We start from the raw sequence: 14,056 nt of genomic DNA on the forward strand, positions 1-14,056 counted from the left end.
GGCGGATAGAGCCACTTCCCAAGCACTCACTTGGAACCAAATGAAGCCGATAGCGGCTTCAGCGCCGGCCTCAGGCCTGCTGCCGTTTCGGTGCGCCGCCGCCCACCACGTCGGCCAGGCACTCGCCCAGCATCGCCGTGGCGGCGTTGATCTGCGGGACCGACAGCGCGGCAAAGCCCATCAGCAGGCCCGGATGGCGCGGCTTGCTCGTGTAGTGATGCACCACCTCATGCAGGCCCAGGCCCCGCGCGGTGGCGAGCTCGATCAGCATCGCCAGCTGGGCCTCACTGAGCTGGGGAAGCCAGCAGATCAGATGCATGCCGCCGCCGCTGTCGTCGATCTGGACCCAGTCTGCGCAATGGGCCTGCAGGCCCGCCAGCAGCGCACGCCGGCGCTTCTTGAGCTCGAGGGTGGCGCGCTTCAGATGGCGCACATAGGCGCCGCTGGAGATCAGCCGGGCCACGGCCGCCTGCTCCACGGCGCTGCAGCGCATATCCGCCAGCATCTTGGCCCTGACGAGGTCGCGGCGCACCGGCTCCGGCGCGATCATGTAGCCCAGCCGTATCGATGGCAGCAGCGTCTTCGTGAAGGTGCCGATGTAGAGGACCCGGCCATGCCGGTCCAGGGAATGCAGGGCCGGCGGCGGGCGGCCGTCGAACTTGAACTCGCCGTCGTAGTCGTCCTCCAGGATCCAGAAGCCCTGTGCGGCGGCGCGCTCCAGCATGGCGACGCGGCGCTCCAGCGACATCACGCGCCCGGACGGGAACTGATGCGACGGCGTCACATAGGCCAGCTTGACGGCCTCGGTGGGCAGGGCGTCGACGACGATGCCGTCGTCATCCACCGGCACATGCCGCACCACCGCGCCATGGGCGGTGAAGGCCTGTGTCGCGAGCTGGTAATGCGGCTCCTCCAGCACCACCTGCTCGCCTTCATCGACGAGGATGCGCGCGGCCAGCGAGATGGCCTGCTGGGTGCCGTTGACGACCACCACGTCGGCCGCCGTGCAGCGGATGCCGCGGTATTTGCCCAGGTGATCGGCAATCTGGGCGCGCAGCTCCAGCAGGCCCTGGGCCGGCGCACCATGGGCACCGGTGCGCTGCGCGGCATGGATCAGCGCCCGCCGCCAGATCGTGAAGAGGGCGACATCCACCATGGGCTCGCCGTACTGCAGATTCCAGCGCAGCCCCTCTTCGCGCTTCTCCAGCATGATGGGCGGCAGCGCCCTCACCCGGCCGGCATAGCGGCTCTGCGCCTCCACGGGCAAGGCCGGCAGCGCCGCGGTTTGCCGGGGCGGGCTGGCCGACACGCGCGTCCCCGAGCCCGATTTCGCCACCGCGAACTGCTCGGCGCACAGCGATTCATAGGCGGCGATGACGGTGTTGCGCGAGACGCCCAATCTGGCGGCCAGCTCCCGCGTCGACGGCAGGCGCGACCCGACCGCCAGGCGGCCGTCCTGGATGCCCTGCTTCAAGGCCCTCAGGACCTGTGCCTGCAGATCGCCCACGCCGTCCAACGCCAGGAACATCCTTCACTCCAGCCGTCTGGGCGCGGGGAAGGTCACCACACCTTGCAGTGCTGGCCCGCCGGCTTGACGAGCTTGGCACCCGGCTTGCACGCAAAGGCCTTCTCGAACTCCGGCATGTTGACGACGACGCCGTTGATGCGCCAGCGGGCCGGCGAATGCGGGTCGATCTTGGCCTGCACGCGCAGGGCCTCGGGGCGGGCGTCGGCGCAGTCCCACTGCGCGAAGCCAACGAAGAAGCGCTGCTCGGGCGTCAGGCCGTCGCGGTTTTCCAGCGTCTTGCCCGTCATGTGCGCCTTCCAGGCTTCCCAGGCGAGGATCAGGCCGCCGAGGTCGGCGAGGTCTTCGCCCAGTGTCAGCTTGGAGTTGATCTTGATGTCGTCGACGACGGTGTAGGTGGCGTACTGGTCGGACACGCAGGCGGCGCGCTTCTCGAAGGCCTGGCCGTCCTTCTTGGTCCACCAGTTCTTCAGATTGCCCTGGGCGTCGAACTGGCGGCCTTCGTCGTCGAAGCCATGGGTCAGCTCGTGGCCAATGGTGCCGCCGGTGTTGCCATAGTTGGGCGCCTCGTCCAGGGCCGCGTCATACAGCGGTGCCTGCAGCACGCCGGCGGGGAAGTTGATGTCGTTCATCTGCGCGTCGTAATACGCGTTCACCGTCTGCGGCGTCATGCCCCACTCGCCACGGTCCAGCGGCTGGCCGATCTTGGCCAGGCGGCGCTTGGCCTCGAAGGTGTTGCCGCGCACGACGTTGCCCAGCAAGTCGCCCGGCTGCACGGCAAAGGCCGAGTAGTCGCGCCAGCGTTCGGGGTAGCCCACCTTGTTGACGATGGCCTTGAGCTTCTCGTGGGCGCGGGCCTTGGTCTCGGCGCTCATCCAGGTCAGGCTGTCGATGGAGCGGCCCATGGCCACCTCGATCTCATCCGTCATCTGCACGGTGGCGGCCTTCAGGTCGGGCGTGAAGTTGCGGGCGACGAATTCCTGACCCAGGGCCTCGCCGAGCTGCACGTCGACGAGCTGCACGCAGCGCTTCCAGCGCGGCTTGAGCTGGGGCGTGCCCAGCAGGGTCTGGCCGTAGAAGTCGAAGTTGGCCTGCACGAAGCCGTTGTCCAGCACCGGGGCCAGGCTGCTGGCCAGCTGCCAGCGCAGATAGGTCTTCAGCTCGGCCAGGCTCATGCTGCCCAGCCGCGCGCTCAGGGCCTTGAAGAAGGCCGGCTCGGTGACGTTGTAGCGGACGTGCCAGGGCGCGGTGCCCAGGGCGGCCTGGTAGCTGGCCCAGTCGAAGCCGGGCATCAGCGCCTTCAGGCCGCGCGCGTCGACGACGTGGAAGGTCTTGTAGGGATCGCGCTGGTCGACCTTGCTGAGGGACGCCTTGGCCAGCACCGTCTCGGTGGCCAGCACGCTGCGTGCATCGGCCTTGGCGGCCGCGGGCGTCTCACCCAGCAGTTCGAAGATGCGGGCCACATGGGCTTCATAGGCCGTGCGGATCTTCAGCGTCTTGTCGTCGCGCTTGAGGTAGTAGTCGCGGTCGGGCAGGCCCAGACCGCCGGCCGAGGCGAAGGCGATCTGGCGCGTCGCATCGGCAAAGTCCTGGCCGGCGCTGAAGCCGAAGAAGAGGCGGCTGTTGCCGGCCGCCTGCTGCAGTTCGGCCAGCAGGGCCGGCAGGGCCTTCTTGTCCTTCAGCGCGGTGATCTGGTCCAGCAGCGGCTGCAGGCCCTTGAGGCCGGCAGCCTGCACGGCGCCCTCGTCCATGCAGGCGGCGAAGTAGTCGCCCAGCTTGGCCTGCGTCGGCGTGCGTTCGGTGCCGGGCTGGCCCAGCTTGTTCAGCACGCTCCAGAGGTAGCGCTGGTTCTCATTGGCCATCTTGGCGTAGACCGACCAGCGCGACTGGTCGGCCGGGATGGGGTTGGTCTTGCTCCAGGAACCGCAGGCGAACTTGTAGAGGTCTTCGCAGGGGTCGGCCGTGCGGTCCATGGCCGTCACGTCCAGGCTGGGCGTGTAGGGCAGGGCATCAAGCGGGGTTTCGCCGGCCGCGTGGGCCAGCGTGGCCGCGAGCAGGGCGGGCAGCAGCAACAGTCGTTTCATGGTGGGGCGGGAAATTTGAAAGTGGGCGGATTGTGGGCGCTCGCCCGGCCTGCGCCATTCGGCATCCCCCGTTCAGAGGCAGCGGCTCCAAGCGCCGATCGCGCTGCCTGCTGTTTGGACGGCATCATGGGCGGATTCTTGACGCCATCGCCCCATGAAAGAAACCCTGCTTCTCCTCGTCCCGATTGCCGCCGAACACAAGGCCTTGCTGCTCGAGCGCTTCGCCGTCCTCGAGGCCCTGGACAGCGCAGCCCGCGCCGCCGCCATCGCGGCCCGGGGCGCCGACATCGAACTGGTGCTGACCAACGGGACCGTCGGCTTCACGGCCGCCGAGATCGCCGCCTGCCCCCAGCTGAAGCTGCTGGCCGCCCAGGGCGCCGGCTACGAGAACCTGGACGTGGCTGCGGCCAAGGCGGCCGGCGTGCTGGTCTGCAACGGCGCCGGCACCAATGACGACTGCGTGGCCGACCACGCCCTGGCCCTGCTGCTGGCCAGCGTGCGCGCCCTGCCCCAGCAGGGCGTGGCCCTGCGGGCCGGCGTCTGGCGCGATGCCCTGCCGCTGTTTCCCAACTTCAAGGGCCGGCGCTTGGGGCTAATTGGCCTGGGCGGCATCGGCCTCAAGATTGCCGCCCGCGCCGCCGCCTTCGGCATGGTCATCGGCTATCACAACCGCCGCCCGCGCGAAGGCGCCGGCGCTGCGACCTGGTTTGACAGCGTGGCGGCCCTGGCCGCTTGGGCCGACGACCTGGTCGTGGCGACACCCGGCGGCGCGGCCACCAAGCACATCGTCAATGCCGAGGTGCTGGCGGCCCTGGGCCCGGGCGGCCATGTCGTCAACATCGCCCGCGGCAGCTGCGTGGACACCGCCGCCTTGGCGGCGGCCCTGAAGGCCGGCCAGATCGCCGGCGCCGCCCTGGATGTCTACGAGAGCGAACCCCGTCCGCCCGAGGCATTGCTCGGTTTTGACAACGTCATCCTGACCCCCCATGTGGCCGGCTGGTCGCCCCAGTCCATCCGCGCCACGGTGGAGAACTTCATCGCCAATGTCGAGGCCTGGCGGCGCGGCGAGGCCTTGCCAACCCCGATCTGAGCGCTCAGCGGCGCTCGATGACGCGGCTTTCGTCGCGCGACGGGTATTGGCGCCGGCTGCCCTCCTCCAGCGCCACCTCGGCGGCGATGCGGCCGATCTGGGTGCTGGCCAGCTCCTGCAGGGCCAGCAGCTCCGGCTCGTCGGGCATGCGCGTGTCCTGCTCCAGCACGGGCTCCACCCGCACCGGCCGGCGGCGCATGAACAGCGCGTCCAGGGTCAGCAGGCGGCGGGGCGTGGGCAGCAGGGGTTTCATGGGACCTCCCGGGGCGGTTTTCGCAGGCGTGTACTGAACAGACGACATCGCGGCCCGGATTGCGACATCCCGGATCAACCCTTCCCTAATTCCGCGCTAGGCGCCCCACCGCCCCCTCCGGATACTGCCCCGGCCACCCCGGCAGAAGAAGGAGCCGACGATGTCCCTGCGTCACGTCCTGGCGGCCGCCTTGCTGGCCGCCGCAGCCTCCCAGGCCCTGGCCGACGGCTATCTCGCCGTCTGGCGGCCGGGCTCCGGCACGCAATGGGTCAAGGCCGGTGTCTCGGCCGACGAGTTCAAGACGGCCGACCTCGACTACTTCAAGCAGGGCCTGCGCATCGTGTCGCTGACGGTGCGTGACGGCAAGCTGACCGCCGTCTGGCAGCCCGGCAGCGGCACCCAGTGGGTGCACTGGGACCTGAGCGAGGCCGACTTCAAGGCCAAGGACACGGCTTATTTCAAGCAAGGCCTGCGTATTGCGGCTTTCGCCCTGCACAACGGCCGCTTCGCCGCCGTCTGGCGCCCCGGCAGCGGCACGCAATGGGTGCACTGGGGGCTGACGGGCGACCAGTTCAAGGCCAAGGACGGGCCCTACTTCAAGGCCGGCCTGCGCGTCACGCAGATCGAGCTCGACAACGGCAAGCTCGCCGCGGTGTGGCGGCCGGGCAGCGGCACGCAGTGGATCCACTGGGGCCTGGACGGCGCCGCCCTCGAAGCCAAGGACGCCACCTACTTCCCGCAGGGCCTGCGGCTGTTCTCGATGTCGTCGGACGGCGGCAGCTACGCCGCCGTCTGGCGCCCCGGCATCGGCACGCAGTACTGGGTGCACCGGCGCTGCTGGGTCGACTTCAAGACCGAGGACCTGGCCTATTTCGGCAAGGGCCTGCGCCTGGACCTGCTGAAGCTGCAGGAAGAGGCCCAGGGCGCCTACCACTACCCCTGGAAGAACGGCGTCACGCGCAACGTGGCCCAGGGCAACAACAGCCCGCCGCCGGCCTCGCACAACGGCAGCCAGGCCTTCGCCTTCGACTTCACGATGGACTCGGGCACCGAGGTGCGCGCCGCGCGCGCCGGCACCGTGGAGTGGGTGCGCCAGAGTCAGACGACGACCTACGACCCCTCCTCGCCAACGACGGCCACCAACCAGCCCTTCCCCGGCGGCGCCCAGGACAACTGGGGCAACACGGTGCGCATCCGCCACCTGGGCGGCTTCACGAGCTGGTATTTCCACCTGACGCCCAACAGCGTCAAGGTCGCCGAGAACGACAAGGTCGTGGCCGGCACCGTCATCGCGCTGAGCGACAACACCGGCCGCACGACGGGGCCGCATCTGCACTTCCAGGTGCAGGCCGACTCCCTCGACTGGGGCCAGTCGGTGGCCATCAGCTTCAACGGCTGCCAGGTGCCCAAGAGCGGCGACAACGTGACCTCGCAGACCGGCAATCCCTGAGGCCCGGCGCCGCCTCCCGCATCCGCGGGGCCACGCCAGCCGGGCGGCAGGCGCGGCTGACGACAATGGGCGCATGCGCTGTCCGGATCGCCCCGAGCTGAATCGCCCCCAAGGGATGGGGCCGGCTTGAGCCGCTGGTCCAGTGATCCCAGCCGCGTGCCGACGCTGGTCCCCTGGCCGCGGCGGCGCGCGCCCTCCCGCCCCTGGCTGGCCTGGGGCGTCTCGCTACTGCTGCACGCCCTGCTGCTGAGCCTGACCTTTGGCGGCTCGGGCCTGGGCCTGCCGGGTCTGAGCCTGCCCTGGCAGGCGCGGCGCGCCGAGGTGCCCGACCTGCGTGTCGTGCTGGTCGCGCCGGCGGCCGAAGCGCCGGCGCCTCCGCCCGCGGAGCCCGTCGCGGCGACAACCTCGACGCCAGCCCCGCGCAGCGAAGCCGCCACGGCGCCCGAGGCGCCCACGCTGGCCGCGCCGGCGCCGCCACCGGCCACCAGCGTCATCGCCGTGGAAAGGCCGGCCGAGACGAACTGGACCGTGCCGGCCGCCCTGCCCGCCTCGGCCCCTGTCATCGCCGCCTTGTCCGCGGCCTCCAGCGCCCTGACCACGCTGACGCGCGACGACACGAGCGGCGCCGCCCTGGACCGCGAGGCCCGCGAGCGCAACGCGGAGCTGGCCCAGCTCGACCGGGCCCGGCGCGAGACCCAGCAACAGGCCCAGCAGCAGACCGAAAAACTGGCCGAGGCCGAGCGCCTGGAAGCCGCCAGGCAGGAAGCAGCCCGGCAGGAGGCGATCCGCAAGGAGGCCGCGCGCCAGGAGGCGCTGGCCCGGGCCGAGGCGGCGCGGCTGGAGGCTGAACGCCAGGAAGCCCAGCGCCGGGCCGCCGCGAAGGCCGAAGCGACACGCCTGGAGGCGGAGCGCCGCGCCGCGGCGCAACAGGAAGCGGCCCGGCAGGAGACCGCGCGCACCGAGGCCGCCCGTGCCGAGGCCGCCAGGCAGGAAGCGGCCCGCCAAGAGGCCGCCCGGCAGGAAGCTGCACGGGCCGAAGCCACCCGCCAGGCCGCCGAATCCGCCCGGCAGGAGGCCGCCAGACAGGAAGCCGGCCGCCAGGAGGCCGCACGCCAGGAAGCCGCCCGCACCGCGGCTGCCAAGCTGGCCGAGGCCAAGGCCGCCGAGGAACAACGCGAGGCCCGGCTGCGCGCCATCGGCCAGCAGCTCAACGAGGAAGCCGCCAAACGCGACGCGGCCCGCCAGGCCCAGTCCAACCTGCCCTCGTCCTGGAGCAACCTGCGCCGCGGCCGCCTGTTCGGCCGCACCGATGCCAATGCCGAGATGGTGCTGTATGCCGAGGCCTGGGCGCGCAAGATCCAGCTCAACCAGACCATGGACCTGGTCCGCGACGCGCTGAAACAGCCCTATACCGATCCGCTCGTCACCGTGGCCATCCGCGCCGACGGCACGGTGGAGTCGGTCAGCTTCTACCGCTCCAGCGGCGTGCCGGCCCTGGACGAGGCCATCCGCAAGGTCATCGAGAGCCAGGCCAACTACCCGGCCTTCACGCCCGCGCTGGCGCGTGAGTACGACGTCATCGAAATCCGCCGTACCTGGCACTTCGACTCGGCCATCCGGTTGTACTGAGGCCGGTGGCCCATCAACGCGCGCCGGAGGCGGCCGCGCGCACCGGCAGCGGCACCAGCAGCATCTCGACGGCACGGTTGGCCTGGCTGGCGGTCTGCTGCGCGGTCAGGGCGGGCAGGTCCTGCTCGCCCAGCCTGGCCACGAACAGCCGCGACGCACTGATGCCTCCCTGGGCACGCAGCGCCTGCAGCACGCGGGCGGCACGCGCCGCGGCGAGGCCCTGGTTGAAGGCGTCGCTGCCGACGGTGTCGGTGTTGGCCAGGATCAGCAGGCCGGCCTGAGGATGGGCGCGCAACTGGTTGCGCGCCTCCTCCAGGCGCTGCAGCGCTTGCGCCGTCAGCTCGGACCTGCCACTGTCAAACTCCACCGGCGCGAGCCGGGGCAGCGGCAGGTCGCGAGGCGCCGGCTCCGGGGCAGCGATGACCGAGATGGTCGGCGCGGCCTCGGGCTTGTCCTTCTGCGACGAGGCCGCCAGCACGAACACCGCGATGCACAGGATGATCAGGACGCCCACCGACAGCACGTCCCGCACGCCGCGGCTGACGCGGATGTGAAGGCGGGTAAAGCCGCTCCAGTGGTTGACCAGCGCCAGCGCGTCGGCCAGGCGCTCATGCGCCAGGCGCTTGGGCTCGCTGGTCTTGTCGCGCTGGAAGGCGTCCCAGGCCGCCGTCTTGGCGTCGAGCAGGTCTTGAACGGTGGCCATGGCAGGTCGGGGCGGCTTGACCCGGGGCAGCAGCTCGTCCTTGTATTTCGCGAATTCGGCCTGCAGCGCCTGGATCTCGCGGTCCTGCGTCGGCTCCACCAGCAGCCGGGTGTAGGTCAGGTCGGGCCTCAGGATGAAGAGCAGGCGCCAGACGCACAGGCCGAGCAGCAGCAGCGCCGCCAGCAGGGCCAAGGAGGCCGTCCACCAACGCGGGCTGAGCAACTCCAACGCGCCGTAGCCGGAGAAAGGCGTGCCCGCCAGCAGCACGCCGGCAATGCCGCCGAACACCGCGACCAGCGTCTTGACGTTTTCGCGCAGGCTGGCCTTGGCCGTGCTGTAGGGGTCGGTGGCCACGCCGCTACTCGTTGCGCTCGGACGTCCCGAGGCCGGCACCGCCATCGTCCGCCTGCCAGTTGCGCAGCAGCCGGTTCAGCTGCACCACCGAGAGCGGGGACTTCAAGGGCAGGCTGTTGAGGTCGATGGCGACGATACGGACGTCGCCCAGCCCGGGCGCCGGCATCATCTGCTCCACGATGCCCGACTCGAGATTGGACAGCTCGAAGCCTCGCGCCGTCGGCGCGGCCGACCACAGCAAGGCCCTCGGCGGTCGCCCCAGCCCGCCGACCATGCCGATGAAGGACATCGAGCCCGGGCCGACCTGCGGCTCCGGATCCGCTTCCTCTTCGTCCGGCACCGCGGCAGGCGCCGCGTCGCTGTCGACGTCCGAGACATCCGGCGCCCGGGCCCGCGGCCTCGCGGCGTCGCCATCGCCACCTCCGCCGCCGGGCAGCCGTATCTCTATCCAGTCATCCCCGCACCACACCTGGATCGTGCCGCGATCGGTGAACTGGTAGTTGATCGACATGGATGCCCCCAAAGGCTGCCGCTTCGGCACCGACTTTTGCAGCCGCGCCCCGGCGCGGCATCCCCAAGGATGCGGATGGCCGGGTATGCCCGGGGGTTCCCCCGTCCCTCTTGCTGCAGCGCACACAGAGGGAATGTCCGCAATTCACCCCGCAGTCGCGGTGCTAGCGTGAAGCCGTTGTTCGTGGTTGCGGCCTGCCGACGCGGCGGCCGCACGCTCTGTTGGTTCCCTTCGCAACACACCAGGCCAGGAGACACAGATGAGGACTTCGCTTCGCGCCGCCGTGCGCCGCAACATCGGCCGCGCCACGCGCCGGCTGGCCCTGCCGCTGCTGGCGCTTGCATGCACCGCACCGGCCTTTGCCAGCACCCTGACGCAGAACGTGTCATGGACCATCGACCGCGCCGGCACCACCGCCAAATACCGCATCGTGGCCTATGGCGATTCCATCTACGCCGGCTACAACGGCTCGGTACTGAACGCCGCCAAGTACGCCGCGCCCACCGTGAACGCCGAGTACCTGTCGGCACTCTGGAACGCCGACATCGAGAGCGTGCGCCGCGCCAAGTCGGGCGCCGTGGCCTCCGACGTCTACAACAACAAGATCGTGGCCGAGAAGTCGTACATGCAGGCGGCCTCCACCCGCGTCGTCACCTTCGAGATGTGCGGCAACGACGGCCTGCAGGCGCGCTCGGCCTTCAAGAGCCAGACCGGCACCTGCAACTACGCGGGCATGGACGCCGCCGTGAACAGCTGCAAGACCTACGTGGCCGCGGCCATGGACTTCATCAACGCCAATGCCTATGCAGGCGTCAAACTCAAGCAGATCTCCAATCTGCACTACCCCGGCTACAACGCCGACAACACGCAGAGCAGCTGCAGGGACGCGACGACCGGCGCCACGGTGAACATGCGCGACCGCTTCCTGCCCAAGCTGGCGACGATGAACTACTGGATGTGCGAACACGCCCGCCAGAAGGGCTTCAACTGCGCGGACAACTTCGCGCAATACATGGGCGCCGACTACGACAGCAATGGCGACGGCGTCATCGACTCCGATGCACTGCGCTGGGTGCCCGGCGAGAGCGAAGCGAGCTATGTCACGCGCATCACGGTGACGCTGAAGCCCACCCTGCGCGACGCCAACGCCAAGTTCGTGTCTGCCAGCAGCAGCTACGACTACATCCAGTCCGACGATACCCACCCGACTTACAGCGGCGGCACCGTGTCCGCCGGCATCTTCGGTGGCACCACCGGCTCAGGCGCGGCACGCTACACGACCATCAGCGGCGGCAAGAACCCGATCTGGAACCAGTATGGGCATGAGCGCATGGGCTGGGCGATCTCGACGTCTAACCCCGCTGCCCCCTGACCTCGTCGGTGTCGCATGACACGAGGGCGCGACAACAAACCAACCTGGGGGCCCTCCCCCTGGGCACTGGCGATCGCGCTCGCCGCGGTGGCGGCTGGACTCGCCTGGTGGTGGCCGGCAGCTGACGCACCGCCGGCACCGATTGCAGCAGCGCCCGCCGAACCGACGCCGGCAGCCGCCGTCTCAAGCGGGGCTGCGGCCAGCGCACCGATCGCCTCCGCCACCGTCGTCATGGCTGCGACAGCCACGCCACCGGTCGCCCGCATCCCGCGCCTGCGTGACCCCAACGGCGACCCGACGCCCGACCTGGCCGACTACGTCAACGAAGGCGAACGCCCCACCATGGCCGAAGTGATCCAGCGCCTGCATGCGGCCGGCGTGCACACGGGCCTCGGCGCCTTCAATCCCCCCGGCACCCGGCCGCCGCTGATCGGCCTGGCCGTGCCCGAGGGCTTCGAGCTGCCGCCCGGCTATGTGCGCCACCACCAGGCCACCGACGACGGCCAGCGCATCGAGCCCATGCTGATGTTCTCGCCGGATGCGCAGACCGTCGTCATCAACGGCCGCGCGGTCGCCGTGCCGGCGGATCGCATCGTGACACCGGAACTCGCCCCGCCGGGCCTGCCGATCCGCCGCATCGTCGTGCCCGCGCCGCTGGACGGCTCGCGTTGAGCCGCCTCGCCGGCATTGCCCTGGCCGCCCTGCTCTGCGGCCTCTATGCCCGCGGCGGCCCGGCCTGGATGCTGGGCTTCGTCACCCTCGTGCCCTGGCTGCGCACGCTGGATGCCGAAACCCGCTGGAGCCGCCTCCTGCTGAGCGCCTGGGCCATGTCGGTCGCCTACACGGCGGCCGTCTTCTACTGGTTCGGCAGCGCTCTGGGGGCCTACACGCAGATCGGTGCGGGCGCGGGCCTCGCGCTGATGCTGCTGATGGCGCCACTGTTCCAGCCGCAGATCCTGGTCTTCGCTCTCGTGCGCCACCTCGCGCGCAAGCGCCACGGCCCCGTGCCCGCCGCGCTCACGGGCGCCGCCAGCTGGGTCGCCACCGAATGGGCCTGCCCCCATCTGCTGGGCGACACCCTGGGGCATGGCCTCTACCCCGCGCCACTGCTGCGCCAGGCCGCCGAACTGGGCGGCGCCACCGGGCTGACCGTCGCGCTGCTGCTGGCCAACGAGGCTTTCACCGCTGCGCTGGCGCGCCGTCGCCAGGGCTTTGCCGCGCCCCTGGCCCTGGCCGCCGCCGGCCCGCTGCTGCTGGCCGGCTACGGCCTCGTCGCGCTGCAGGCCGAACCGCCCACTGATGGCAAACCGCTGCGCATGGGCCTGGTGCAGTCCAACATCATCGACTACGAGGGCCTGCGCCGCGAGAAAGGTGCCGGCGCCGTCGTGCGCGAGGTGCTGGATACCCATTTCGCGATGAGCTACGACGCCGTCGAGCGCCAGCATGTGGACGCGGTGCTGTGGTCCGAGACCGTCTACCCCACCAGCTTCGGCCAGCCCAAGAGCGAGGCGGGCGCCGAACTGGACGCCGAGATCCGGGCCATCATCGACGCGGCCGGGGTGCCCTTTGTCTTCGGCAGCTATGACCGCGATGCTGATGGCGAATACAACGCCGCCGCCTTCGTGCAGCCGCGCACCGGACTGCTGGGCATGTACCGCAAGACGCGGCTCTTCCCCTTCACGGAATACCTGCCCGGCTGGCTGGACACACCCACCGTGCGCGCCTGGCTGTCCGGCGCCGGCAATTGGCGGCCGGGCACGGGCGCGCGCGTTTTCCCGCTGCGCCTCGCGGATGGCCGCGAGATCCCGGTACTGCCACTGATCTGCCTGGACGATACCGACACCGGCCTGGCCATTGACGGTGCGCGCCTGGGCGCCCAAGTCATCCTGACGATGTCCAACGACTCCTGGTTCACCGACCACGAGCAGGGCGCCGCCCTGCACCAGGCCGTCGCCGTCTTTCGCAGCATCGAGACCCGATTGCCGCAGTTCCGCGTCACGACCAATGGCTTCAGCGCCGTCATCGACGCCCGCGGCCAGGTCATCGCTGCTACGCGCATGGGCGAACGCACCCTCGTCATCGGCGACCTGCCGGCGCGCGACCCGGCGCCCACGCTGATGGTCCGCTGGGGCGACTGGGTGGGCCGCGCCGCGGCGCTATCCCTTGCCGGGCTGACCCTGCTGGCGGCGCTGCGGCGACGGATGGGTGCGGCGCCCGCGGAGGCGCTGTTGGCCTTGCCGGCCCGGGTCGTGGTGCTGCCCTCGGCCGCCCGCCTGGTGGTCGGGCTGCTGCGCCTGATCTCCCGTGGCGGTGCGCTGGCCCTGGGCGCGGCCTGGCTGTGGGGCGACGGCACGCTGCAGACCAGCACGCTGGCCCTGATCCGCATGTTCATTGCCCTGTGCCTCATTCCGGAGGCTGCGGCCTGGGTCCTGCTGCGGCTTTGCAGCGCCGAGGTCGCGCTGCGTGACGGCCTGCTGCTGTTGATGCGCGGTGCACGGCGGCTGGAGGTTCCTCTGCACGACATCGCTGCGATCGAACCCTGGCGGCTTCCTCTGCCGGGTCCGGGTGCCGGCTTGCGCTTGAACTCGGGGGAGCGCTGGCCACATGGCCTCGCCCTTCCCGACCCCTGGTCCATGGCCGGCGCCCTGGGCCTGCCCGTCAGCGAGAAGCCGTCCATGCGCGCCTGGTGGACTTACGCCCGCAGCCGTGTACAGCTCCCGCGCAGCCGCCTGTCGCAGCCCCTCTCCAAATACCTGCTGCTGCCGCTGCTGCTCGCCCTCATCGCCTTCCAGCTGCACCAGAGGATCGCCTATGGCAGCCCCTTCGGCGAGCTCTACAGCTTCGGCCTCCAGGCCTATCTGACGGCCTTCGGGCTGTGGTGGGCCGCATGGATTGCCGGCGTGGTGCTGTGTGCCGGAGTGGTCCGGGCCGCGATCGAAGCCGGTGCGCTGGTCGATGGACTGCTGCGGCCCGCCGAAGCCGGCGCCACCCGGGTCTGGCTGGAGCGGTTGGGACTGCTGGCCCTCTACGTGGGATTGCCGTCCTGGCTGCTGTTGCGAGCCACAACCGCCTGATCCGGCAGCCG

General features: G+C 70.5%; 11 protein-coding genes. 6 read left to right on the top strand and 5 right to left on the bottom strand.

Annotated elements, in window-relative coordinates; genetic code table 11:
- Positions 1–70: 70 nt before the first annotated feature.
- Both pdxR and J2X20_RS14655 read right to left on the bottom strand, forming a co-directional pair.
- Positions 71–1,528: a MocR-like pyridoxine biosynthesis transcription factor PdxR gene (pdxR, locus tag J2X20_RS14650; RefSeq protein ID WP_310266013.1), complete on the bottom strand. Its 1,458-nt coding sequence runs from the start codon at positions 1,526–1,528 to the stop codon at positions 71–73.
- 32 nt (positions 1,529–1,560) lie between these two features.
- On the bottom strand, positions 1,561–3,609 hold the full coding sequence (locus J2X20_RS14655; RefSeq protein ID WP_310266015.1) for a M13 family metallopeptidase: 2,049 nt from the start codon (positions 3,607–3,609) through the stop codon (positions 1,561–1,563).
- A gap of 154 nt (positions 3,610–3,763) precedes the next feature.
- On the opposite strand from J2X20_RS14655, the gene J2X20_RS14660 reads away from it, so the two are divergent.
- A complete protein-coding gene (locus tag J2X20_RS14660) occupies positions 3,764–4,699 on the top strand; it encodes an NAD(P)-dependent oxidoreductase (RefSeq protein ID WP_310266016.1) in 936 nt (311 codons plus the stop codon).
- A 4-nt stretch (positions 4,700–4,703) separates the two neighbouring features.
- Here J2X20_RS14660 and J2X20_RS14665 read toward each other — a convergent pair whose 3' ends face one another.
- Positions 4,704–4,952, bottom strand: a complete 249-nt coding sequence (locus J2X20_RS14665; protein WP_310266017.1) for a hypothetical protein — start codon at positions 4,950–4,952, stop codon at positions 4,704–4,706.
- Positions 4,953–5,112: 160 nt separating this feature from the next.
- Here J2X20_RS14665 and J2X20_RS14670 point away from each other — a divergent pair, with 160 nt between their 5' ends.
- Positions 5,113–6,402 carry a M23 family metallopeptidase gene (locus J2X20_RS14670; RefSeq protein WP_310266018.1) on the top strand — a complete coding sequence of 430 codons (1,290 nt, stop codon included), beginning with the start codon at positions 5,113–5,115 and terminating at the stop codon, positions 6,400–6,402.
- 126 nt (positions 6,403–6,528) lie between these two features.
- A complete protein-coding gene (locus tag J2X20_RS14675) occupies positions 6,529–8,031 on the top strand; it encodes a TonB C-terminal domain-containing protein (protein WP_310266020.1) in 1,503 nt (500 codons plus the stop codon).
- Positions 8,032–8,044: 13 nt separating this feature from the next.
- Here the strand turns inward: J2X20_RS14675 and J2X20_RS14680 are convergent, their stop codons facing one another.
- Both J2X20_RS14680 and J2X20_RS14685 read right to left on the bottom strand, forming a co-directional pair.
- A complete protein-coding gene (locus tag J2X20_RS14680; protein ID WP_310266022.1) occupies positions 8,045–9,088 on the bottom strand; it encodes an OmpA family protein in 1,044 nt (347 codons plus the stop codon).
- A 4-nt stretch (positions 9,089–9,092) separates the two neighbouring features.
- On the bottom strand, positions 9,093–9,599 hold the full coding sequence (locus J2X20_RS14685; protein ID WP_310266024.1) for a hypothetical protein: 507 nt from the start codon (positions 9,597–9,599) through the stop codon (positions 9,093–9,095).
- A gap of 259 nt (positions 9,600–9,858) precedes the next feature.
- On the opposite strand from J2X20_RS14685, the gene J2X20_RS14690 reads away from it, so the two are divergent.
- From J2X20_RS14690 to lnt, 3 genes are all read left to right on the top strand, one after another.
- Positions 9,859–10,971 (top strand): SGNH/GDSL hydrolase family protein, encoded by a 1,113-nt coding sequence (locus J2X20_RS14690; RefSeq protein ID WP_310266027.1) that lies wholly within the window; start codon positions 9,859–9,861, stop codon positions 10,969–10,971.
- 231 nt (positions 10,972–11,202) lie between these two features.
- Positions 11,203–11,643, top strand: coding sequence for a hypothetical protein (locus J2X20_RS14695; protein WP_310266029.1), 441 nt, complete (start codon positions 11,203–11,205; stop codon positions 11,641–11,643).
- Positions 11,640–14,045 carry an apolipoprotein N-acyltransferase gene (lnt, locus tag J2X20_RS14700; RefSeq protein ID WP_310266032.1) on the top strand — a complete coding sequence of 802 codons (2,406 nt, stop codon included), beginning with the start codon at positions 11,640–11,642 and terminating at the stop codon, positions 14,043–14,045. The genes J2X20_RS14695 and lnt overlap by 4 nt, the downstream gene beginning before the upstream one ends.
- The last annotated feature ends 11 nt before the right edge of the window (positions 14,046–14,056 follow it).

The organism is Roseateles saccharophilus, from assembly GCF_031458095.1.
Classification (GTDB): Bacteria; Pseudomonadota; Gammaproteobacteria; order Burkholderiales; family Burkholderiaceae_C; genus Pelomonas; species Pelomonas saccharophila_A.

Coding starts and splice junctions, on each gene's coding strand:
- J2X20_RS14690 (WP_310266027.1), top strand. CDS start 9,859: ATGAGGACTTCGCTTCGCGCCGCCGTGCGCCGCAACATCGGCCGCGCC.
- J2X20_RS14695 (WP_310266029.1), top strand. CDS start 11,203: ATGGCTGCGACAGCCACGCCACCGGTCGCCCGCATCCCGCGCCTGCGT.
- J2X20_RS14665 (WP_310266017.1), bottom strand. CDS start 4,952: ATGAAACCCCTGCTGCCCACGCCCCGCCGCCTGCTGACCCTGGACGCG.
- J2X20_RS14655 (WP_310266015.1), bottom strand. CDS start 3,609: ATGAAACGACTGTTGCTGCTGCCCGCCCTGCTCGCGGCCACGCTGGCC.
- J2X20_RS14670 (WP_310266018.1), top strand. CDS start 5,113: ATGTCCCTGCGTCACGTCCTGGCGGCCGCCTTGCTGGCCGCCGCAGCC.
- pdxR (WP_310266013.1), bottom strand. CDS start 1,528: ATGTTCCTGGCGTTGGACGGCGTGGGCGATCTGCAGGCACAGGTCCTG.
- J2X20_RS14660 (WP_310266016.1), top strand. CDS start 3,764: ATGAAAGAAACCCTGCTTCTCCTCGTCCCGATTGCCGCCGAACACAAG.
- J2X20_RS14685 (WP_310266024.1), bottom strand. CDS start 9,599: ATGTCGATCAACTACCAGTTCACCGATCGCGGCACGATCCAGGTGTGG.